Annotated in this window: 24 protein-coding genes; 12 read left to right on the top strand and 12 right to left on the bottom strand. The window is 56.0% G+C overall.

The genetic code is table 11. The features are described 5' to 3' along the window. Positions 1 to 8 precede the first annotated feature (8 nt). Genes JYB85_RS17635 through JYB85_RS17675 form a run of 9 tightly spaced genes read left to right on the top strand, consistent with a single transcriptional unit; the run spans position 9 to position 9,339 of the window. Positions 9 to 668 (top strand): outer membrane lipoprotein carrier protein LolA, encoded by a 660-nt coding sequence (locus JYB85_RS17635; RefSeq protein ID WP_207380327.1) that lies wholly within the window; start codon positions 9 to 11, stop codon positions 666 to 668. Positions 669 to 703: 35 nt separating this feature from the next. After that, positions 704 to 2,959: an MMPL family transporter gene (locus JYB85_RS17640; protein ID WP_207380328.1), complete on the top strand. Its 2,256-nt coding sequence runs from the start codon at positions 704 to 706 to the stop codon at positions 2,957 to 2,959. Further along, the gene (locus tag JYB85_RS17645) at positions 2,960 to 4,225 is read left to right on the top strand and encodes an NAD(P)/FAD-dependent oxidoreductase (protein WP_207380329.1); all 1,266 of its coding nucleotides are present in this window, start codon (positions 2,960 to 2,962) and stop codon (positions 4,223 to 4,225) included. A gap of 3 nt (positions 4,226 to 4,228) precedes the next feature. Continuing rightward, positions 4,229 to 4,861 (top strand): DUF3261 domain-containing protein, encoded by a 633-nt coding sequence (locus JYB85_RS17650; protein ID WP_207380330.1) that lies wholly within the window; start codon positions 4,229 to 4,231, stop codon positions 4,859 to 4,861. A 33-nt stretch (positions 4,862 to 4,894) separates the two neighbouring features. Further along, entirely contained in the window at positions 4,895 to 6,094 is a 1,200-nt protein-coding gene (locus JYB85_RS17655) for a beta-ketoacyl-[acyl-carrier-protein] synthase family protein (protein WP_207380331.1), read from the top strand. Beyond that, complete coding sequence (locus tag JYB85_RS17660; protein ID WP_207380332.1) at positions 6,087 to 6,578, top strand: ApeP family dehydratase; 492 nt, start codon at positions 6,087 to 6,089, stop codon at positions 6,576 to 6,578. The genes JYB85_RS17655 and JYB85_RS17660 overlap by 8 nt, the downstream gene beginning before the upstream one ends. 24 nt (positions 6,579 to 6,602) lie before the next feature. Next, on the top strand, positions 6,603 to 7,328 hold the full coding sequence (locus JYB85_RS17665; protein WP_207380333.1) for a 3-ketoacyl-ACP reductase FabG2: 726 nt from the start codon (positions 6,603 to 6,605) through the stop codon (positions 7,326 to 7,328). Continuing rightward, a complete protein-coding gene (locus tag JYB85_RS17670) occupies positions 7,325 to 8,557 on the top strand; it encodes a beta-ketoacyl-ACP synthase (protein ID WP_207380334.1) in 1,233 nt (410 codons plus the stop codon). Before JYB85_RS17665 ends, JYB85_RS17670 begins: the two co-directional genes overlap by 4 nt. A gap of 14 nt (positions 8,558 to 8,571) precedes the next feature. Further along, positions 8,572 to 9,339, top strand: coding sequence for a hypothetical protein (locus JYB85_RS17675; RefSeq protein WP_207380335.1), 768 nt, complete (start codon positions 8,572 to 8,574; stop codon positions 9,337 to 9,339). 3 nt (positions 9,340 to 9,342) lie between these two features. Here the strand turns inward: JYB85_RS17675 and JYB85_RS17680 are convergent, their stop codons facing one another. Beyond that, complete coding sequence (locus JYB85_RS17680) at positions 9,343 to 10,467, bottom strand: HD domain-containing phosphohydrolase (RefSeq protein WP_207380336.1); 1,125 nt, start codon at positions 10,465 to 10,467, stop codon at positions 9,343 to 9,345. Between the two features lie 163 nt (positions 10,468 to 10,630). Between JYB85_RS17680 and JYB85_RS17685 the strand changes: the two genes are divergently transcribed. Next, positions 10,631 to 10,939 carry a rhodanese-like domain-containing protein gene (locus JYB85_RS17685; protein WP_207380337.1) on the top strand — a complete coding sequence of 103 codons (309 nt, stop codon included), beginning with the start codon at positions 10,631 to 10,633 and terminating at the stop codon, positions 10,937 to 10,939. A 66-nt stretch (positions 10,940 to 11,005) separates the two neighbouring features. Here JYB85_RS17685 and JYB85_RS17690 read toward each other — a convergent pair whose 3' ends face one another. From JYB85_RS17690 to JYB85_RS17720, 7 genes are all read right to left on the bottom strand, one after another. Continuing rightward, entirely contained in the window at positions 11,006 to 11,593 is a 588-nt protein-coding gene (locus JYB85_RS17690) for an FMN-dependent NADH-azoreductase (RefSeq protein ID WP_207380338.1), read from the bottom strand. Between the two features lie 170 nt (positions 11,594 to 11,763). Then, positions 11,764 to 12,297: a hypothetical protein gene (locus JYB85_RS17695; RefSeq protein WP_207380339.1), complete on the bottom strand. Its 534-nt coding sequence runs from the start codon at positions 12,295 to 12,297 to the stop codon at positions 11,764 to 11,766. 10 nt (positions 12,298 to 12,307) lie between these two features. Then, on the bottom strand, positions 12,308 to 13,528 hold the full coding sequence (locus JYB85_RS17700; RefSeq protein ID WP_207380340.1) for a S1 family peptidase: 1,221 nt from the start codon (positions 13,526 to 13,528) through the stop codon (positions 12,308 to 12,310). A gap of 154 nt (positions 13,529 to 13,682) precedes the next feature. Continuing rightward, entirely contained in the window at positions 13,683 to 14,138 is a 456-nt protein-coding gene (locus JYB85_RS17705; protein ID WP_207380341.1) for a thioesterase domain-containing protein, read from the bottom strand. 1 nt (position 14,139) lies between these two features. Beyond that, positions 14,140 to 14,577, bottom strand: coding sequence for a D-aminoacyl-tRNA deacylase (dtd, locus tag JYB85_RS17710; RefSeq protein WP_207321239.1), 438 nt, complete (start codon positions 14,575 to 14,577; stop codon positions 14,140 to 14,142). 5 nt (positions 14,578 to 14,582) lie between these two features. Continuing rightward, on the bottom strand, positions 14,583 to 15,542 hold the full coding sequence (locus JYB85_RS17715) for an alpha/beta fold hydrolase (RefSeq protein ID WP_228730144.1): 960 nt from the start codon (positions 15,540 to 15,542) through the stop codon (positions 14,583 to 14,585). After that, positions 15,539 to 16,474 carry a virulence factor BrkB family protein gene (locus tag JYB85_RS17720; protein ID WP_207382127.1) on the bottom strand — a complete coding sequence of 312 codons (936 nt, stop codon included), beginning with the start codon at positions 16,472 to 16,474 and terminating at the stop codon, positions 15,539 to 15,541. Before JYB85_RS17720 ends, JYB85_RS17715 begins: the two co-directional genes overlap by 4 nt. A 117-nt stretch (positions 16,475 to 16,591) precedes the next feature. Between JYB85_RS17720 and JYB85_RS17725 the strand changes: the two genes are divergently transcribed. Next, positions 16,592 to 16,813, top strand: a complete 222-nt coding sequence (locus JYB85_RS17725; protein ID WP_207321240.1) for a hypothetical protein — start codon at positions 16,592 to 16,594, stop codon at positions 16,811 to 16,813. Between the two features lie 23 nt (positions 16,814 to 16,836). Further along, positions 16,837 to 17,487 carry a DUF2959 domain-containing protein gene (locus JYB85_RS17730; RefSeq protein ID WP_207380342.1) on the top strand — a complete coding sequence of 217 codons (651 nt, stop codon included), beginning with the start codon at positions 16,837 to 16,839 and terminating at the stop codon, positions 17,485 to 17,487. A gap of 44 nt (positions 17,488 to 17,531) precedes the next feature. Here the strand turns inward: JYB85_RS17730 and JYB85_RS17735 are convergent, their stop codons facing one another. The 4 genes from JYB85_RS17735 to typA form a co-directional block, all read right to left on the bottom strand. Further along, on the bottom strand, positions 17,532 to 18,413 hold the full coding sequence (locus JYB85_RS17735) for a hypothetical protein (RefSeq protein WP_207380343.1): 882 nt from the start codon (positions 18,411 to 18,413) through the stop codon (positions 17,532 to 17,534). Then, a complete protein-coding gene (locus JYB85_RS17740) occupies positions 18,410 to 19,750 on the bottom strand; it encodes a diguanylate cyclase domain-containing protein (protein WP_207380344.1) in 1,341 nt (446 codons plus the stop codon). The genes JYB85_RS17735 and JYB85_RS17740 overlap by 4 nt, the downstream gene beginning before the upstream one ends. A gap of 260 nt (positions 19,751 to 20,010) precedes the next feature. Beyond that, positions 20,011 to 20,553 (bottom strand): phosphatase PAP2 family protein, encoded by a 543-nt coding sequence (locus JYB85_RS17745; RefSeq protein WP_207380345.1) that lies wholly within the window; start codon positions 20,551 to 20,553, stop codon positions 20,011 to 20,013. A 148-nt stretch (positions 20,554 to 20,701) separates the two neighbouring features. Further along, positions 20,702 to 22,516, bottom strand: coding sequence for a translational GTPase TypA (gene typA, locus JYB85_RS17750; RefSeq protein WP_207380346.1), 1,815 nt, complete (start codon positions 22,514 to 22,516; stop codon positions 20,702 to 20,704). Between the last annotated feature and the right edge of the window lie 73 nt (positions 22,517 to 22,589).

Genomic DNA, 22,589 nt, shown 5'->3' on the forward strand with positions numbered 1-22,589 from the left:
AGCCCCCAATGCAACTGATTGGCAAGTTAATATCCGGCATTCTGTTGTTCGCGCTGCTGACCACGGGCGCCTGGGCCGAAGATACTTTGTTCGACTCTCCCGCCGGCAGCGACGCGCTGAACGACTTCAGTGCCGGCATGGGCGGGGCGCAGTCGCTGCGCGGCCAATTTGCACAATTGCGTCAACTCAAGGTATTGAAGCGACCACTGCGCAGCGAAGGATATTTTTTGTTTGCCCCGGATAAGGGACTGGTATGGCAACAGCAGACCCCTTTTCCAAACCGTTTGTTACTGCAACAACATCAGCTGTGGCAGCAAGACAGTCAAGGACACTGGCAGCAGTTTCCAACCGGTGGCGCCGATTCCCCTGCGGGAATTATGCCTTTACTGGTCAAGGGCTTACTCTCTGGCGACATCTCGCCGTTACAGGAGCGGTTCCAGTTGTATCTGCAAGCCGGACCAGAGTGGCAACTGGGACTCGTGCCAAAAGATCCTGCCCTGGCCAACCTGTTCAGCCGCATCCGGGTTGAAGGCGCAGGGCAGCTGGTGCAGCGCCTGCAATTGTTCAGTGCCAATGGCGACTGCAGCGATATCCACTTCAGCGCTCAGGAAGCGGGCCCGTTAAGTGACGCCGAACTTGCCACCTTTATTCCCGGCCAGACCCCATGAGCCCATTCCGCCGCCTTTTGTTATGGTGCCTGCTGATGTTTGGCCTGCTGTATCTGGGGGCCAGGCAGCAGGGCGACCCGATTGAGAACGACATTCTCGCCATGTTGCCCAGCATGCAACAGGATGCCTTAACGACCCAGGCTCTGGAGCGCTTACAACACCAATTGGGTGACAAATCTTACCTGGCGCTGGAAAGCCCAACCCGGGAAGGTGCTGTGCAAGCGGGCAAAACCATGTTAGCCCAACTGACAAAGGCATCGGAGGCCTTTGTGGAAGTGCACAGTGCCGATACCCTTGACCCCCAGGCCTGGTACAGATTCTATTTTCCCCATCGATTCGGGCTGCTGACCGAAGAACAAAGGCGCCTGCTTGAGGCCTCCAACCTCGATCCGCTGCTGCAGGCCAGTCTCAGTCAGCTCTACAGTGGCTTCAGCCTGGGTCACAGCGCTCTGGTGGAGCACGACCCATTATTGCTGTTTCCCGCTTTTGTCCAGGGACTGGCGGGCCAGCAGCAACTGCAAAGCGATCAAGGAATATTGCTCAGTCCCACCCGAGGAGGCTGGGCAGCGCTGCTGATATTGAAGGGGCGCGGCAGTGTGTTCAATCCCGCAGCCCAGCAACAGCAACTGGCGGCCATAGACGCCGCAGCAACCGCCTTGCCGCAGGGGATCACAGTGCTGCGGGCCGGGGCCTTGTTCCATGCGGCCGAAGCCACCGCCAGTGCCAAGCGGGAAATCAGCCTTATCGGTGGCCTGTCCCTTGCCGGTGTGGTGTTGTTGGTATTGTTGGCATTCAGATCCCTGACACCACTGCTGCTGGCCATGCTCACCCTGCTCGGTGGCCTGTTGTCGGCCCTTGTTTGCACCTTGGTGTTGTTTGGCAAAATTTACCTGCTGACCCTGGTGTTCGGCACCAGCCTTATCGGTATCGCCATAGATTACAGTTTCCATTTCCATGCGGAGCGCCTTGGACGTAAGGAAACGGCCGGAACAACCCTGACGCGGATCCTGCCGGCACTGACGCTGGCATTGGCCAGCAGCGCCCTGGCGTACCTGGCCTTGGCACTGACACCTTTCCCGGGCATGCAACAGGTGGGCGTGTTCTGTGCCGCGGGCCTCAGTGGCGCCTTTATCACTCTGTGGCTCTGCTTTCCCGCCCTCGGCGACCGCCCCCTGCCCGAGCCCAAACTGTCCCTGGCTCACCAATGGCTGCAGCTGTACCACAAGCTGCTGGCTTCCCGTGCTGTTTGGGCTCTGCCTGCATTGCTGTTGTTGGCGTTGTTGGGCCTGGGCCTGCTGCAGGCCAATGATGATATTCGCCAGCTGCAACAGGGCAGCGAACAATTAACCCAAGAAGAATCAAGGGTCAGGCAATTACTGGCGGGCGGCACCGACAACCAGTTCCTGCTGCTGAGAGTCGGGTCGCAGCAGCAGCTGTTACAGGCCTTGGAGTCAGTGCAGCCCACCTTGGACGCCGCGGTTAAGGCAGGCGAGCTGCAAAGTCACCTGAACCCGGCCAGGTACCTGCCTTCTATTGCCCGTCAGCAACAGGATTACCAGCTGCAGCAACAGATCTACGCTGGCGGATTGGAGCTTGTGACCGACTCTTTGGGGCTCACAACCGACGTTGCCACTGCTTTGGCCGGGGAATATGCCGCAGCCAAAGACGCCTGGTTATTACCCGAGGCCTTTTTTGCATCACAGCTATCAGGGGAATTACGCGCCCTGTGGCTTCAGCAAGGTCAGCAGTATGCCGCCATGGTGCTGCTGGGCGGTATCCGGGATCTGCCGGCATTGAAGCAAAGGCTGGCGGCCTTCCCGGAAGTGCAACTGGTGGACAAGGTCGGTGATATATCGGCTTTGATGGCACACTTAAGGCAAATGACATTGGCGTTGCTGGCCGTCGCTCTGACCCTGGCGTTGCTGCTGTTCTCCCGTGGCCACGGCTGGCGCCTGGCGCTGCTGATGGTAAGTGTACCGGCATTGGCAGCGGCACTCACCCTCGGATTATTGGGCTGGCTTGGCTCTCCCCTGACCCTGTTTCACAGCCTGGCCCTGTTGCTGGTTTTTGGCATTGGTGTGGATTATAGCCTGTTCTTTGCCCGCTGTGGGCAGGGTGGCGAGCGGGTGATGCTGGCGGTGTGCATGTCGGCCATTTCGACTTTGCTGGCCTTTGGCTTGCTGGCCCTGAGCCAGACCCCGGCAATTCACTATTTTGGCCTGACCCTGGCGCTGGGAATTGGCTTTACCTTTCTGTTGGCGCCGCTGCTGCATGTATTAAAGAGGAACTGAATGTCAGCCATCCCCGAATTTGAAACCCAGGTCGCCATCATAGGAGCCGGCCCGGCCGGTGCCATTGCCGCCAGCTTGCTGCACAAAGCCGGGATCCGGGTACTGGTGCTGGAAAAGCAACAATTTCCGCGCTTTTCCATCGGCGAAAGCCTCTTGCCCTGCTGCATGCAGTTCATTGAAGCTGCCGGCATGTTGGAAGCCCTCAACAAGGCCGGTTTTCAGTTTAAGAACGGTGCGGCCTTCCGGCGCAACGGTAATTACAACTGCTTTGATTTCACAGATAAATTCACTCAAGGCCCGGGTACTACCTTCCAGGTGGAGAGAGCACATTTCGACAAGTTGCTGGCCGATACCGCCGCAGCTCAGGGGGTCAATATTCGCTATGGCCACAGCGTCACTGCCATCGACCTCAATGCGCGCCCCATTCTCGACATCAGCGATGATCAAGGCCAGCAATACCGCTTGCAAGCCGACTTTGTCCTGGATGCCAGTGGCTTTGGCCGGGTATTGCCCAGGCTGCTGGACTTGGAGCGCCCCTCAAACTTGCCACCCAGGCAGGCTATTTTCACCCATGTGGAAGATGGCATTACCGATCCCGACTTCGATCGCAATAAGATCCTCATCAGCGTCCACCCACAGCACCAGGATATCTGGTACTGGTTGATCCCCTTCAGCAATGGCCGCTGTTCATTGGGGGTTGTAGCCGAACCTGCACGTCTTGCCCACCAGCAAGGCACACTGGAGCAGCAACTGTTCGCCCTGGTCAATGAAGAGCCTGGACTGAAACGCCTGCTGTCCAATGCCAGGGCGGTCAGGGATGCGGCGCAACTGGGCGGCTACTCGGCACGGGTCAGTACCCTGGCCACCGACAAATTCGCCCTCTTAGGCAATGCCGGTGAGTTCCTTGATCCCGTATTCTCCTCAGGCGTCACCATTGCTATGCAATCAAGTGCATATGCTGCTGATTGTTTAATAAGAAAGTACAATGGTGAAGAAGTTAACTGGGACAAGGACTATTGCCAGCCTTTGACTCAGGGTGTCGACACCTTCCGTACCTATGTGGAAGCCTGGTATGACGGCCGCTTTCAACAGGTGATCTTCAGCGAAGATCAGAACCCCAAGGTCAAACAAATGATCTGCTCCATTCTCGCCGGCTATGCCTGGGACAGGGACAACCCCTTTGTGAAAGATTCGCTAAGGCGGCTGAATATGGTGGTAGAATTATGCGCGGATAGACAAAGCAGCCCCACCCCAGAGCCGAGTTAGTCAATGAAGCGATTATTCCTTTGGCCTTTCAGCCTCATAATGTTGTTGACCCTTGGCGGGTGCAGCCAGTTGCTGCTGCGTCAGACCTGTGTCGGCCTGGCGACGGACATCAATTACTGCCTGGCTCCATTACCGCTGCAGGATAAAGATCTGTTGCCAAAGGATCAGGCCCACGGGGCATCGCAACCCGCCGGCCAGAGTGGAACCCAAAAAGTAAACCTGCAACTGGGTGAAACCCAGCATGAATTGCTGGGCCAAATGGTACTGACGCCACAACGCCTGACCCTGGTGGGACTGGCCCCTTTGGGACAACCCCTGTTCAGCCTTGATTATGATGGCGTCAGCTTACAGAGCGAACAGAGCCTGCTGCTGGGCGATGAGTTTCGGGCCGAGTATCTTATGGCCTTGATGCAACTCATGTATTGGCCCCTGGACAGCATCAATGCCAGCCTCAAGGGTGGTGCCCTGGTGCAGGAACCCTGTCACGCCGTACTGTGCCGGGTACTGTACCCCGATGGCGGCAAAGAGCAGATCCTCAGCATAGATTACAGCCACAGGGATCCCTGGCAGGCAAGAATCCACCTGCGCATTCCAGCGGTGGCTCTGAGCATGACAGTGACCCCCCTGGATTCCTGATAAACCCCGCCGGACTTGGGGTAGTTGATAAATATGACAAAGATAGCCATTACACAAATCGGACTGTGTACACCTCTGGGAAGCGACCCGGATACCGTGCTCAACCGCCTGCTGGCAGCAGATACCTCTGCCATGGTCTGGCGTGATGACCTGCTGTTGCAACAGCAAACCCTCGTCGGTGCGGTCGGGGATGCAGATCTGCCGCAGATTGCTCCCGAGCTGGCCCGTTTTGATTGCCGCAACAACCAATTGTTGCTGGCCGCTGCCAAGTCGCTGCAAGCAACCGTGGCCGCGGCGCGAGCCCGCTACGGTGCCGATCGCATTGCCGTGGTCCTGGGGACCAGCACCTCAGGCATTTCCAAGGGTGAAGAAGCGCTGAAATACCGGGCCGAGAACGGCCACTTCCCGGCGGAGTACCATTACTTTCAGCAGGAGCTGGGCAGCACCAGCGACTTTTTACGGCGGGTTTTCGACCTTGATGGCCCCTGCTACACCCTGTCCACGGCCTGTTCATCCAGTGCCAAGGTCTTTGCCAGTGGCAAGCGCCTGTTGGATGCCAATCTGGCGGATATGGTGATTGTGGGCGGCGTGGATACCCTGTGCAAGCTGACCCTTAACGGTTTCGATGCGCTGGAGTCTGTGTCCAAGGGCCACTGCAATCCCTTCAGCGCCAACCGCGATGGCATCAACATTGGCGAGGGTGCGGCGCTGTTTGCCCTTGAGCGCGGCGACAACGGTATATTGCTCAGCGGTATAGGGGAATCGGCCGATGCCCATCATATTTCAGCGCCCCATCCCGAGGGAGAGGGCGCCATGGCCGCCATGAGCGCAGCCCTGGCCGATGCCGGCCTGACCGCGGCAGATATCGACTATATCAATCTCCATGGCACGGCAACGCCGAAAAATGACGCCATGGAAAGCCGGGCCGTCACCGGCATATTTGGTGCAGAGAGGCCTTGGTGCAGCTCCACCAAGCCGCTGACGGGCCATGCCCTGGGTGCCGCCGGCGCCCTGGAAGCCGCCTTCTGCGTCCTCTTGCTGTCCGATCTGAATCGCAGGGGTGGCCTGCCCCTCCAGCACTGGGATGGTGTGGCCGACCCGGCCGACCCCAAGCTGCGGCTGGTGTCCGCCAAGGCGCCCAGATTCTGGCCCAAGCATGTGATGAGCAATTCCTTCGCCTTTGGCGGCAGCAATGCCAGCCTGATTTTCAGCCGGAGCCAAGCCGATGACTGATGCTGTGTGGCAAACCCCAGCCTTGGTGGAACTGCCGATTGAGACCTTTATTCCCCACCGCGCGCCCATGGTGCTTATCGACAGGGCCCTTGAGCATCGCAAGGACTTCCTCGAAACTCAGGTGTGCATTGATGAGCAAAGCCCCTTCTTCGATGGGCTCAAAGGCGGCGTGCCCAATTATGTGGGCATAGAGTACATGGCCCAAAGCATTGCCGCCCTGGCAGGCATTGAGGCCAAGCTGGCCGGCCTGCCGGTCCGTATTGGTTTTTTGCTGGGCAGCCGCAAACTGCAACTGCATCAAGGCTGCTTCCTGGCGGGGCATGAATATCGTGTCCGGGTACAGCGCCTGTATCAGGAAGACACGGGATTGGCGGTATTCGACTGTCAGATCCTGGTGGACGAGACAGTGGTGGCCAGTGCCAATATCAACGTATTCCAGCCGGATGATGCCCTGGCCTATATAGCCGAAAGCCGTCAGGATTGAAGCGGACGACATAGGAGAATAATAATGAAAAACAGGATCTTGGTTACCGGTTCCAGCCGTGGAATAGGCAAGGCCATAGCACTCAGACTGGCCGGGGCCGGCTATGATATAGGGCTGCATTATCACAGCAATGCTGCCGCCGCCGACGCCACAGCCGCCGAACTGACCGCTCTGGGCGCCAAGGTGAGTCTGCTGCAATTTGACGTGGCCGATCGTCAGGCGGTACGTCAAGCCATCGAGGCCGATATAGCAGCCCATGGCGCCTTTTATGGTGTAGTACTCAATGCCGGCATCACCCGTGACACAGCCTTCCCCGCCATGTCTGAGCAGGAGTGGGATGCAGTGATCCACACCAATCTCGATGGCTTCTACAACGTGCTGCACCCCTGTGTCATGCCCATGGTGCAGACACGCAAGGGCGGTCGCATCATCACCCTGGCATCCGTTTCCGGTCTGGCCGGTAACCGTGGTCAGGTGAATTATTCCGCGTCCAAAGCCGGCATCATAGGCGCCACCAAGGCACTGTCGCTGGAGCTGGCCAAGCGCAAGATCACAGTCAACTGCATAGCGCCGGGGTTGATTGAGACCGACATGGTGAGCGATTTCCCCAAGGACATAGTCAACGAACTGGTACCGCTCAAGCGCATGGGCAAGCCGGAGGAAATTGCCGCCCTGGCCGCCTTCCTGATGTCCGACGATGCCGCTTACATCACCCGTCAGGTGATCTCGGTTAACGGAGGTATGCTGTGAGCCGCCGGGTAGTGATCACAGGTGCTGCGGCCATTTCCAGTCTGGGACAGGATTGGGACAGCATAGCCGCCAGCCTCAAGGCCATGGAAAACAAGGTAGTGCGCATGTCCGACTGGGACAGGTTTGATGGCCTGAACACCCGTCTCGCAGCACCGGTCACCGACTTTGTGGTACCGGCGCACTATTCGCGCAAGAAGATCCGCTCCATGGGCCGGGTGTCCCTGATGGCAACCCGAGCCAGTGAGCTGGCCCTGGAAGCGGCCGGTCTGCTGAACAGCCCTCTGCTGACCAGTGGCGATATGGGTATAGCCTACGGTTCCTCCACCGGCAGCACAGATCCCCTGATAGGCTTTGGCCGCATGCTGGCCGATGGTGATATGTCCGGCATAGATGCCACCAGTTATATACGTATGATGGCCCACACCACGGCGGTTAACGTAGGCGTTTACTTCGGTCTCAAGGGCCGGGTGCACACCACCAGCAGCGCCTGCACCTCGGGCAGTCAGGGTCTGGGCTACGCCTACGAGGCGATCAAGTTCGGCCGCCAGACGGCCATGCTCGCCGGCGGCGCCGAGGAGCTGTGTGCCAGCGAGGCCGTGGTATTCGATACCCTGTTCGCCACCAGCACCCGCAACGACAGCCCTCAGCTGACGCCGCGCCCCTTCGACCGCGATCGCGATGGTCTGGTCATAGGTGAAGGAGCCTGTACCCTGGTGTTGGAAGAGCTTGAACATGCCAAGGCCAGGGGCGCCAGGATCTTTGCGGAAGTTGTGGGCTTTGGCACCAACGCCGATGGTCTTCATGTGACCCAGCCCAATGCCGACACCATGGAGCAGGCCATACGCCTGGCCCTCAAAGATGCCAACCTCGCACCCGACGCCATAGGCTATGTCAATGCCCATGGTACCGCCACCGACCGGGGTGATATCGCCGAAACTCAGGCCACGGCAGCAGTATTCGGTGCCCGCATGCCCATCTCCTCCCTCAAAAGCTACACGGGCCACACCTTGGGCGCCTGCGGTGCCCTGGAAGCCTGGCTCAGCGTTGAGATGATGAATGCCGGTTGGTTTGCACCGACCCTGAACCTGCACAATATCGATCCCCAATGCGGCGAACTGGATTACTTGCACTCGGGGATACGGGCGTTGGATACCGACTATGTGATGAGCAATAATTTTGCCTTCGGCGGTATCAATACTTCACTGATTTTCAAACGCTGGAATAACTGACAAGGACTTCACTTATGTGGCGCAAGACACTGAATACCATCTGCAAACCAGCCCTGCTGTTGGCACTGTTGTTGGCGCCGCTGAGCTTAAGTGCCCGGGAATACAGTCAGCAGGATTTTATCGAGGCATTCAGTAGCCAAAATGTCTATAAAGTGAGGCGGGCCTCGGACGCGCTGCAGTTTGAGGGCATGGGCGAACCGGCAATCTTTGCCAATATTGCCACTGAACTGGCCAAACTGACCCAGGCGCAGGAGTCCATGGGAAAGCAGGAACTGCAGCTCAGCGCCTGGTTAATGCGCGCCCTGGGATACTCCGGCGATTCCAAGTACCAAAGCCTGTTGCAGGAATACACAGGCAAACACAACCACAAGAAACTGCGCAAGTACGCCAAGGAGGCACTCAGCATTTTCAAGCAGCAACAGTTGTGGCAGCCCATCATCAACAATCGGGCACATTGGGATCAGCAGCTAAGTCCAAGAATTAATGCCCTGGCCAACAGCCTGCGCAGTGGTCATCTGGCGCTGATGCGCGAAGCGGCCCGTACCATTACAGCCGATGCCATCCATCATCCTTTTTTACTTAAGCTATTGTCCGAGGAACTTGCCCGGCAAAGCTACCTGAATGATGACAGATTATCAGTGGACACCTACGCCTGGATGGCAAAGGCCCTGGCCAGCTCGGGAGAGGCAGAGTACGAAGCCCAATTGCGTGCCATGGCCAACGGCAAATTGTCCAAGTCCTTACGTAAGCACATCAAGGGTTATCTCAAAACCTACTACTGACGCTCAATCCCCGTCAGGGAAGCCCAGAATAATGTCCTGGGCCTCCTGACCGCGTCGCTTCAACGCCGCCACACAAAGCGCATCCAACTTACCCAAGGCGACCATGCGCTCCAATTCCTCCAGCGCCTGGGCAATTGGCCAAGGCGTCTTGTAGGGACGCTTGCTGGTCAGGGCATCGAAGATATCCGCCACTGTTACTATTCTGGCCACCTTGGGGATAGCCTCGCCCTTCAGGCCCCGGGGATAGCCGCTGCCATCAAGAAACTCGTGATGACAGGCCACCAAATTGAGCATGATGTCCGAGTCCGGCAGATGCTCGACCCCAAAGTCACCCAGGATCTTGCGGATCAACAACTCTCCTTTTTCCACATGGCTGCGCATCAGCTGCCACTCACCGGCGTCCAGGGGGCCGGGTTTCAGCAATACCCGGTCAGGAATACCTATCTTGCCCACATCATGCAGCGGGGCAAACAAGGCAATATGCTCTATTTGTTCATCGGTAAGTTCGAAGGCTTCCCTGACCTCGATGGCAATCAGCCTGGAATAGCGCGCCATGCGCTCCAGGTGGGCACCCGTTTCAAAATCCCGCAGATGGGCAAATTCCCGCGCCACCCGCGCCGAGTTCAGCACAGTGCGGATAGCCCTCAACTCGGCACTGATGGCCATATTGATCAGGTTGGAATAGAGCAGTAAATCCCGCTGCACCTTGGGGGTGAAGGCCGCCGCCTGGCAGGAGTCAAAAAACAGGAAACCTATCAGCTGCTGCTCGTCGTACAAAGGCAGGGTGAAGGATGACAAATAATCCTGGTCCAGCAACCACTGGCTGTGGCGGGTATGGGGACCAAAACTGCTGCGGATATCGTCCACCACCCGGCAGTAACCCGTATGGGCCAGGGAAGACAGGGATTCACTGTGGCTCAGGGGATACTGGTAGGCCTGAATGGCCGTGCCCCTGTGGGTACTGTTGATAAAGGTTTTGAGCATATCATCGCCCGCATCGTAGAGGGCGAAGGCAACCCTGTCTATCTGTGGCATGGTCTGCTTCAGATGATTGTGCATCCGCGTCAGACGTTCGGCAGCCGTGCCCCTTTCGGGCCAAAGATGTTCCGGATGAAAATGCTGTTCCATGGCTGCCCCCAATCCAGATGCTGTGCCTTAAAGTGCATCCCCAGACTAGAGCCACTGCTGGCCTCCACTCTTTGATCCTGCGCAAAAAGCGTGCACTCTATTGCAGTTCACATTCAATTAGATTATTTTCAATCAGATTTTTCTAATTAAAGAGAGTAAGCCCATGGAGCAACCACAAGTGAAGTGCCTTGACGCCGCTGCCAGCTGGCAGCTGATTGACCAGGGGATTCCCGTTATAGATGTGCGCAGTGCCGTTGAATTTGCCGCCGGTCACCTGCAGGGAGCCACCAATGTGCCCCTGGACTCCCTGGGTCAGTGGGCACAGCAACAGGCCGATAAACAGCAAGCCTTGTTACTCTACTGTGGCGCAGGTATTCGTGCCCAAAAGGGTTGCGATCTGTTGTGCGAACAGGGCTTTATGGCCGTCAGCAACGCCGGGGCCCTCAAGGATCTGCTCAGCCACAGAGGCTGACAGCAATCTATGCCATACAGCAAAAAACCGCCTGGGAGGCGGTTTTTTTATTGCTGAAACTAAAGCTTAGATAGCCAGGGCTGCCATGGCGTTCCGGGCCTGTGACAATCCCTGTTCGCTGGCTTCTTGACCCATATTCAGCGCCTCGGCATACACCACCTCTACCTCGCTGATACCGATAAAACCCAGTACGGTTTTGAGGTAGGGCACCACATGGTCACTGGCGGCATCTTTGTGTACTCCACCGCGGGTGGTGATCACTATGGCTTTTTTGCCCTGGATCAGCCCCACCGGGCCTTGTTCGGTATAGGTAAAAGTCACACCGGCGCGGGCCACCAGATCAATCCAGTTTTTCAGCTGGGTAGGAATACCAAAGTTATACATGGGCGCAGCAATCACCAGGGTATCGTGGGCCTTCAGCTCGGCGATCAGACTATCTGACAATGCCAGCGCCTGCTGCTGGCGTTCGCTGAGGGAATCACCGCCACGCAGTCCGGAGGCAATCTCACCATCCAACACAGGCAGAGGATCGGCGGCCAAATCCCGCACTGTCACCTCGACTTCGCTCATTTGTGACAACAACTGATTGACCAGATTCCCCGATTGGGAATAACCACCAAGAATGCTGGATTTCAACACCAAAACTTTTGACATAACTCACTCCCAATTTCACAGCACCCCAAGGTGCCTTTCGATGGGAATGAGTCTATTGACCCACAAAAGAGAAAAAAAGCGGATTAAATGGGAAAAACATTTCTAAAAAATAGAATGCTCTGAAAATAGCAAGGCCAGTCAATGACTGGCCTATACGTCAACTCAAGAGATTACTGACCAAAGTAATAGTTATATTCCTCGATCAGCTGCTTCAATTCAGTATTGCTTTGAATATCCGCGGCAAATTTATCCACTGTGGTCATAACCCAAGCCATGGAGTCCTTATCCAGAGTGTAAAGTCCCTGATTGGAATACATGTTTTGGGCCTTGGTGAAGTTTTCCCGGTAACTGACACTGGTCAACAGCTCACCATGGACTCGTAATTCATAGGTCAGTACCAGGTCATTGTTAGTAACAACCGGCAGTATTCCCAGTGAGCTGCCCGCCAGCAGGGCTGACGTGAAGCCCGCCGCTTCGCCACCTGCGGTGGTTTCATACTTATATGTCACCACCAACCGCAGCGGATTACCGACGTTTTCCTTGTCCATCAGTTTCAGTGATGGGGTCGCCTTGAGTTTGTTGTACAACTCATCGGAATCTATGGTGCTGATGTAGAGCACCGCCGGCAAGGTTTGTTCTAACGCTTGGGCCAAGGGCGAGGCCAGCAGCAACACCGCCAACATCATGGAAGTCATGGTTTTCATCGCTAACTCCTTATTGATAGCAGGCCAGTTGCGCCACGGATGACAGGGCGGCATCGTTACTGATGCGCATATCCCCCTTTAAATTGGGCTCAACCTCGGAAAACTGGATGTTGTTTTTGGTCATAAACATGGCCGCATACTTGGCATCCAGGGCAAAGTTGACGTTCTGTGGCAAAGCGCCGGATTCGATCAGCTTGGCCGCGTTGAGTGTGCTGACTGTAATCCCGAGCAATTCACCCCCATCGGATACCACGGGGCCGCCGCTGGAGCCCGGTTGGATGGGCGCAGAAAACTGGAACTGACCCACTGAACCCTTGAGCGCATCACGGGAGCTGATATTGCCACGGGTCAGATTGGGGGATGACGCCAGCAGTCCTTGCAGGGGATAACCCACGTTGGTAATGGATTCACCCAGAAAGATCTCGCTGCCCTTTCGCAATGGCAGGAAACGTTCCACCGGACTGCCGGTGTCAATCACAGCCAGATCCAGCAGTGTCGAACTGGCGGCCACGTTGGCATCAAAGCTCTTGTCACCCACCTGCACCTTGGTCACCATACAATGCTTGAGCACATGGGCCGCGGTCATCAGCTGGCCTTGCTTGTTGATATAAAAACCGGTGCCACTGCTGACCGGTTTTTCCATATTTGCCAAAAGATGGGGGTCAACATCCTTGACCTTATGCACAGCCCCATAGCTGGCCTCGGTCGGTTTCAGGCTGTTTATCACATCCACTATCACCAGCTGGGTGGCTCGCATGGCGGCGTTGTACAAACCAGAGCCATTACCCACATAGCCAATATCGGCCTTGTAGGATTTGCTGCCTTCACGAATTGGCTGCTCGCCACCGTTGAAGACCTTGAAATTCATGGTCATCTCGGCCTTACCGGCGTTGAATTCCCACTTGGGATCTATGTCAATAAGCAAGCCGTAGTTATCGTCGGCATTACGATCGAGCAAACGGGCATTACTGAAATAGGCCGAAAAGGCATCACGCACGCCATCGGTGAGGGATTTACCCGGATCGACCCAAACATTCCACTTATCCAGATAAAAGCGGTTATTGAGCTGTGAATGAGGCAGGTAATAGGCCACATTGACGTCGACGGGCAGGCTGATGGCCTTGTTGACCGCGACCCCTTTGGGCAATTTGGAAGCACTGAGTTTGGTATTGGCACAGCCGCTCAATCCCAGGCACAGCAAGACTGTCAGCGCACAGGTGAAAATCCGCATTTGAGTGTCCTTGTTAAGTTGCGAACATCCTAAGGCAACCTTTGCCCCGACAACCCATCAAGTCAAATTCAGGTAGCTAGCACAAAAGTCGCATCGAAAAAGGGATTCTATTGCAACGACAGGGCAACATCAAATTAACATATCGCACACTGTGTTATTTGTGGCTGCCGGGAAGGCTGACATACTGACCGGTGAACTCGGCGCATAGCTTATCGGCACACCAGAGTGTCACATCCAGCGTCACCTTAACCCGTTTACCACGGGCCAAGGGGCTGAGATCCTGCCCTGGCCAACTGACTCTGGCCACAGGGGCCCCGGTGACGGGCGCCAGATAGCGAATGTGGGCATCGGCGAGCACTATATCCCCATGTAGCTCGTGACTACGCTGCATCAGCCACAGCAGGCCCCAGCCCGTCAGGGTCAGCAAGGTATAAATACTGCCGGCAAACATGGTCTGGTGCAGGTTGATATTGGGCGCCAGAGGTGCCGCCACCGTCAGCTGCTCGCCGTCAAACTGTTGCGGCCTGATTTGCATGAATTCACTGACGGGAATAGTGCTGTGCCAGGTGGTGGCAAGCTCGCTCACCAGGGCATCAAAGTTGGATGACATATTAGACCTGTAAATGAAAGGTGACCGGACCGTCGTTGACCAGTTCGACCTGCATATTGGCGCCAAAGCTGCCGGTTTCCGTTGTCATTCCCTGGCTGCGGCAATAGTCAATGAACGCCAGATACAAGTGTTCGGCCTGCTCCGGGGTACCTGCGCCGGAGAATCCCGGCCTGAGACCGCGGCCCGTATCCGCCGCCAGGGTAAATTGGGACACCACCAGCAGGGCACCACCGGCTTGGGACACATTGAGGTTCATCTTGCCTTCGGCATCGGCAAACACACGATACTGCATGACCTTATTGGCGAGCTTTTCCAGTTTGGCCCTGTCATCGCCGCGCTCTACCCCCAGCAATACCAGCAAGCCCTTGTCTATGGCGCCGGTCGTTTCCCCGGCCACTGTCACCCGCGCCCGGCTGACCCTTTGAATCAATGCAATCACATTTACTACCTGTTGATTTGCTGTTGTTGAACCATGGTTTGAATGGCTTCAGCCACCGCCCGGCACATCTTGGCATCGGCCAGGGAATGAAACCCCTCCGGCACCTTGGTGATGTCCACTGTGCCGGCCTCGGGCAACCAGATTTCAGATTGCAATACCGACCAGGGACACACCCAATCCTGCTCACCCTGCAACACCTGGCTTGGCGCGGTAATCTTGGTCACCACCCGCTGCAACAACTCCAGCGCGCCGAAATAGTGATTACGGGCGTAATGCAATTCGGTGCGGGCCAACACTGTACTGTGCCAGCCTATGGGCTGCAACAGCCGGTTACCCGGAAAAGCCAGCGCCATTTCCCATTCCAACCAGCGCCGCAGCGCCGGTTCGCGGATCTTATCGTCGGCATGTCCAAATGCCTTGTGAAAATAATCGAATAGCAGGGGCAACCAGCCCTTGATGGGAATACCACTGCTGAATCTTTGGTAATCCTCATCAAACAGACGGGCCGCGCCATCCGGGCCGTAAAGCCAGGAAAGCCCGGTAAGGGAAGGCACAAACAAGCCCCAATACACCTGTGCCAACACCCGCTCTGGATGCAGACCGCTGTAAATCAGCCCCAAGGTCGCACCAAAGGACCCACCAACCAGGCACCAGGCCTCTATGCCCAAGGCCTCACGCACCAACTCAAGGTCGGCCAACAGCGCCTGCAGATGGTTGTGGTTCAGCTCTCCCCTGGGCAGGGACTGACCTGCTCCGCGTTGATCGAGCAGCAACAAACGCACCCTGCAGTTGGCAAACAGGCGGGTATCATCGGCGTTGCAACCTGCCCCCGGGCCACCGTGGAGATACAGCACAGGCACCCCATCGGGATCGCCATACTGGGCCAGATGCAACTCGTGACCGTCGCCAACCGGAAGCCTGTGGCTGGCCAAAAGAGGCAATGGCATGCCGGCATCATGCATCATGGCTTCTCCTCACCTGGCTGAGCGTTCGACACCGCCCCGTCTTGGATGCCGACATTTTCAGAGGACTCGGCACTCTCTGTGCTTGCAACACGCTCCGCACTGGCGACACTTTCGGCATGGTCCAGGTATTCGGGCAAGGCTGCCGTGATGACAGCACCAAGCAACACTATCATCCATGAAAGGTAGACCCACACGAATAGAATGGGAATGGTCGCCAGGGCGCCGTAGATGGCCTGATAACTGGGGAAGTGGGTCACGTAAAAGGCAAAGCCCTTCTTGCCGGCCTCAAATAACAGCGCCGCCACCAGAGCGCCCAACAACGCATGGAAAAACCTCACCCTCTGATTGGGTACCGCCATATACAGCAACAGGAATGCCGCGATGGAAAACAGCAGCGGTAAGCGTTGCACCAGCATGGGTACCACGCCGTAAAATTCCGCCTCGTGGACCACCTTAAGTGACACCAGATAAGAGGTGGCAACCAAGCTGGCACCAACCAATACCGGCCCCAGGGTCAATACCATCCAGTACATGGAGAAAGACACCATCAGGCGGCGCTTTTCCTTGGTACGCCAAATGGCGTTGAGGGCCTTATCGATGGCGGAAATCAGCAGTATGGCCACCAACACCAGAAAGCCAATACCGACGGCCGTCCCCTTGGAGGCATTGCTGACAAACTCATTGATATACACCTGAACCGTATCACCGGCGGCGGGCAAAAAATTCTCGTAAACAAAGGCTTCTATCTCGCCACGGATCCCCTTGAACACGGGGAAGGCGGACAACATTGACATGGTAACGGCCACCAGGGGTACCAGTGACAACAGGGTGACATAGGCCAGGTGGCCGGCACGGATGTTGATTTGATCTTCGATCAGCCGCTGCCGCAGGTGCAGCACAAAACGCCAAATGCCGCGAAACCAATGCACCATCTTTATCCCATCTATCTTATATTTCACTGCTTTTCTCTTGCGGGCTGTGGTCATGGGCGGTTAAGTTCGTACAATAAAGCCTAGAACAAGTTCATGACAAGTCTAAGGAGTGAATTGATGAGCCAACAAGGTTCTGCCGGTAATGTAATAGCCGCGCTTGCCAGTCTGTTTTTCCCCGGCCTCGGCCAACTGCTGCAGGGACGCATACTTGCCGCCCTGGTTTTCTTTGTCGTCACTGTGGTGGGCTACGCCCTCTGGTGGCTGGTGGTGCCCGCCATTATTGGTGGCATTGCCCATCTGTGGGCCATCATAGATGCGGCCAAATTCAAGGCCGACTGAGGGCCCCAAAGGAGAATGACTCAATGAAGACATTACTGACACTGACCCTGGCCTGCTCCCTGATGCTGCTCAGTGGCTGTCAGAGTGCCTATTATGGCGCCATGGAAAAGGTCGGCTATCACAAACGCGACATCATGGTTGACCGGGTGAAGGATGCCAAGGAATCCCAGGAAGAAGCGCAAAAACAATTCAGCTCGGCGCTGGAGGAAATGCAGGCCCTGATTGGCCACAGTGGCGGCGATTTGGAGCGGGCTTACGGCAAGGCCAAAGACGAGTATGACGCCTCGCAGGAAGCCGCCGAGCAGGTCAGCAGTCGCATCGATAAGGTGGAAGATGTGGCCGAGGCGCTGTTCGAAGAATGGCAGAATGAAATCGGCGAGATCAGCAGCGCCAACCTGCGCAGCAAAAGTCAGGCAAAGCTCAGGGAAACCAAGCGCTCCTATGAGACCATGGTACGCAGCATGCGTCGGGCCGAGAGCAAGATGCCGCCGGTGCTGACCGCCATGAAGGACAATATGCTGTATCTCAAACACAATCTGAATGCCCAAACCCTGGGCGCCATCAAGGGTGAATTCGGCAACCTGAAGCGGGACATCGCGGGACTGATCAAGGAAATGAACAAGTCCATCGCCGAGTCCAATAAATTTATCGCCGCAATGGAAGCTGGCGAGTAACAAACGAAAAAGCAACACGGCCCCTTGGGGCCGTTTTTGTTAGCCTACTTCCCCCCGAAACGGCGCATCACCTCTAACTGCATAGCGCGGATCTCATCGGCATTCGAAGTACGTGGCAACAGGGGATTCTGCAGGTACAGGAAGCGGCGTTTGGCAAAGTCAGCGCGCTCAAAGGCACTCCTGTGCTGGGGAAAACCATAAAACAGCTGGTCGAAACTGCCATCTGCCAGGGCACGTTTAAGGCCATATTCCAACCGGTTGGCCAACAGCTCATTATCGCGGGCCACAAAGAAATACATGGCTGCCGGATATACCAGCACCAGCTGACGGTCGACAGCCACGGTCGGCATATCCCGGTTGTCTGTCTCGGCAAAAATTTCGGTCACACCACGGGGGAAATAACTTCCCGGATGGCGGGCCAGGAAGGGATAGAGATCCACTTCGGCTACATCTGTATTCACGTCCAGGCGATTGAGCCTGAGTACCTGGGTGTCGGGCCAGTCCCGCCCCTGAATGGCAGTCAGCTGCGCCAACTGCTTCAAATCCGTAATATTGGCGAAGGCATCGCTATCTTCCTTGTTGATGGCCAACAAGCGGATACCGTACATGCCCTTGGTCAGCGGCACCCGCACCGGCCTTGCCTCCACCTCCCGGCCATAACTGGTCATGGTCCAGAACACGTCAATGGTGCCCTTTTCCAACTCCCGCAGATGGCGCTTCTGGGATATCTCAATATCTATGGCCTTAAGCTCAAAGGGGCCATATTTATCACTGGATTTTTCCAGGGCCAATTGCAGCAACAGCCCAAAATAACTGTTGTTCGGGTTGTGCTTGAGACTGGTGGCATCCACATAGGTCACCCGGGTCGGTTCAGCCGCCGTGGCCAGTGCCGATAGCAGACAAAGCAGCAGCGTTAAGCACCTCATGCCTGCACCGCGCTAAGTTTGCGTTGCTGCTTGTCCTGATACATGGCTTGGTCCGCATGGTGCAGCAACTCGGAAATGGCATTGCCGTGTTCGGGGAAGCAGGCCACCCCCAAACTGAGACTGATATCCAGGTGTACCCCTTGATAATCAAAAGGTTGACCGCATACCTCACCGAGTAACTTAGCCTTCACCCTATCCTGTTGCTCGCGGCTGCAAACCCTTGGCAGGATAAGCAAAAATTCATCGCCGCCCAACCTGGCCACGGTATCCGAGCCCCTCAGGGTGTGCCTCATTCGCCTGGCAACTTCCACCAACAGGGCGTCCCCCACGGCATGACCATAGGTGTCGTTGACCTGTTTGAATCGATTGAGATCGATATTGATGATGCTGAAGCCAGATGCTGTGCCTTTCTGGGACAGCTGTTCCAGGATCAACATGGCGTGACGGCGGTTGGGTAACTTGGTCAACACATCCTGCATAGAAATTTGATGGGCCAAACGATAGGCATTGAGCACTAAAATAAAGCTCAATAACAGGCTCAGAGCCACCGTATAACCCGCTACCCGCGGCAGATTGTCCTTTACCCAATTGGACGCAGGAACAGCCGCAGATGATGCTTTCAGGGACAGCCCCATTTGCCAACTGCCACTGACCAGATGCACAGTCTCGCTCAGCAGCAGGTCCTCAAATACGCCCGGATCACCAAAAAACACTTCGCCATCGGCACCGGTACCGTCACGGCCTCGAATCGCCAGGCTCACGTTATCCGGAAGGTCATAAACGCCGGCATCGCGGAACAAAGCATCAATATCCAGAACTATGCTGCATGTACCCCAATACTGGCTGTTGTGGGGCGCATCCGAGAAAATAGGCACCCTGGCTATGATGGCCGTGCCACCCTGAACCAACTCCAGCGGGCCGGATATAATAATGTGCTGCGCTTGACGCGCCTGCTGCACAGTCTGCCATTGATTGGGATAGTCGCGAAAATCCAGCCCCACTGCCCGCTCATTGCCTTGCAGTGGATAAACAAAGGCAATCACATCATTGGGCGCCACCCCAATATTGCGTATATGTTCCGCCTTGCGGGTCAGCTGCATGGCCACCTGTTCCCACTGCTCAAACGTGGATTCGGGACTAAAACTGATTAGGGTTGCCAGACTGTCGGCCAAAAACACTTCGGCATTGACCTCGGCTTCAATATTGGCGCGGATCAGCGCCAACTGTTGTGATAAGCCACGGGAGCGCTCGGTTTCCGCATCACGGAGATAGCTCTGCTGCAGGTACTCAACGGTGGAATAGGCCAGTATTATGTACACCAGCACAAAGGCAACCATGCCTACTTTTGTCCTGAATAACTTGCCGGCGTTCATTGTTCAGTACTCAATAGCATGTGCTCTGGTTCAAAAGCTAAGCATAGCACCGAGGAGATCGATACAGGCTTAAGCAGGAATGATTCTTTGGGGTAGAGTAAAGCATAACATAGTGTTAATAAATCAATTTTTACCCATGGCTCGGGGATTAAGACCCAGACCCACAGCAAGTCCCGGCCCATGCACCCTGTGTAAAATTGTATCAAGCCGGCTTAACATAAGACTTACCAGCGACCGCTCAACATCAGACCATAACTGCCACCGGCGGCGTAAGGGGTAATTTGGATGCCCTGGTAGGGTTCGACGAAGTAGTAGCTGCTCAAAATACCAATCAAGGCCCCGGCGGCCACGTCCAAAGTGTCATGTTTATCGGACTCAATTCGGGTATAACCCACATAGGCAGCCGCAAGATAGGCCGGTACACCATAACCCCAGCCATAGCGGCGCTGGATAAATGCAGCCCCCATAAAGGCCATGGACGCATGACCTGAGGGAAATGCGCTGCAGCAATTACCGTTTGGGCGTTCCTTATCTACCACCTTTTTCAAGGCGTAAACCGTGGCTTCCGATGTCACGAAAGCCTGGAACCATTGAATGCTGCCATCGTAATCCTCTTCATAAAACAGAGTGGCACCGAGGGCAATGGCAGGCAGGGCGATTTTCAGCACGTCCCCCTGTTGCTCCACGGCATCCTTGCCCCAGGCGGGGCACTGCAGCGCCAGCAAACACAGGCCAAATAACAAGACACCACGACAACGCCACCACATATGGCCTCCTCTGCCCTTCCGGCGCAGACAAACCGACGATAACAGTTAACCAATTAGCACAGCGATGGGACTACAGGGATCTTTATCGTGATTTCCGTGCAATAAAAAACCCGGCGCAAGGCCGGGTCTTCTTTATTATTTAACGCTATCAGCCTTGGCGGCTGGCGCGCTTGCGATCGTTTTCGGTCAGGAACTTCTTACGCACGCGAATGCTCTTGGGCGTGACTTCCACCAGTTCATCGTCATCGATGAATTCCAGCGCCTGTTCCAGAGTCATCTGGATATGAGGAGTCAGAACCTGAGCCTCGTCGGTACCAGAGGCACGCATGTTGGTCAGCTGCTTACCCTTGAGGCAGTTTACCGTCAGGTCGTTGGAGCGGCTGTGGATACCCACTACCTGGCCTTCGTACACTTCGGCGGCGTGGCCGATCATCAGACGACCGCGATCTTGCAGACCGAACAGGGCGAAGGTCAGCGCCTTACCAGTGGCGTTGGAGATCAGTACGCCGTTGGCACGCTGACCGATTTCACCACCCTTGTAGGGACCGTAGTGATCAAAGGTATGGTACAGCAGACCGGTACCTGAAGTGGCGGTCATAAACTCGGTTTGGAAACCGATAAGACCACGACTTGGGATCACGAAATCGATACGCACGCGGCCTTTACCGTCGAGCTGCATGTCTTTCATGTCAGCCTTACGGGTACCCAGCTTCTCGATAACAGTGCCTTGATGCTCTTCTTCCACATCAACGGTCAGGGTTTCGAAGGGTTCGCACTTCTCGCCGTCGATTTCGCGGATGATCACTTCAGGACGGGACACCGCCAGTTCGAAACCTTCACGGCGCATGTTTTCGATCAGGATAGACAGGTGCAATTCACCACGACCTGAGACGCGGAAACGATCCGGGCTGTCGGTCTCTTCCACGCGCAGGGCCACGTTGTGCACCAGCTCCTGTTGCAGACGCTCGAGGATGTTACGTGAAGTCACGTACTTACCTTCTTTACCGGCAAACGGAGAAGTGTTTACCTGGAAGGTCATGGTCAGGGTAGGCTCGTCAACGGACAGCGGAGGCAGTGCCTCAACATTACCGGCGGCGCAGATAGTATCGGAAATTTTCAGCTCGCCAAGGCCAGTGATGGCCACAATGTCACCGGCGTTGGCCACGTCGACTTCATGACGCTCCAGGCCCATGTAGCCCAGTACCTGACCGATTTTGCCGTTACGGGTTTTGCCATCGGCACCGACCACAGTCACCTGTTGGTTGGTCTTGACGCTGCCGCGCTTGATGCGACCCACGCCGATAACGCCCACGTAGCTGTTGTAGTCCAGCTGGGAGATCTGCATCTGGAACGCGCCTTCGGCGTCGGCATCGGGAGAAGACACCTTCTCAACTATGGTCTGGAACAGCGGCGTCATGTCGGCGCTGGTGTCATCGGGATCCAGGGTCGCGAAGCCGTTCAAGGCAGAGGCATAAACGATAGGGAAGTCCAGCTGCTCATCGGTGGCACCCAGGTTGTCAAACAGGTCAAACACCTGGTCGATAACCCAATCAGGGCGGGCACCGGGACGGTCAATCTTGTTGATAACCACGATTGGCTTGAGCCCTTGGGCAAAGGCCTTCTTGGTTACGAAACGGGTCTGTGGCATGGGGCCGTCAACGGCATCCACCAGCAGCAACACAGAATCCACCATGGACAGTACACGCTCAACCTCACCGCCGAAGTCGGCGTGGCCAGGAGTGTCCACGATGTTGATACGGTAATCGTTCCACTTGATGGCAGTGTTCTTGGCCAGGATAGTGATACCACGTTCCTTTTCCAGATCGTTGGAGTCCATCACCCGCTCAGTGGCTTCGCCCCGTGTTGCCAGGGTTCCTGACTGTGCCAGCAGCTTGTCAACCAGGGTGGTCTTACCGTGGTCAACGTGCGCAATAATGGCGATGTTACGTAAATTCTCTAACACTATTAGCCTCTTACCATCAAAATACTGTGGGGTTCGACGACAGCATAGCAGCGTTTTATGACGGCAAGACGTG

The organism is Shewanella sedimentimangrovi (genome assembly GCF_017354965.1).
Taxonomy (GTDB): Bacteria; Pseudomonadota; Gammaproteobacteria; order Enterobacterales; family Shewanellaceae; genus Shewanella; species Shewanella cyperi.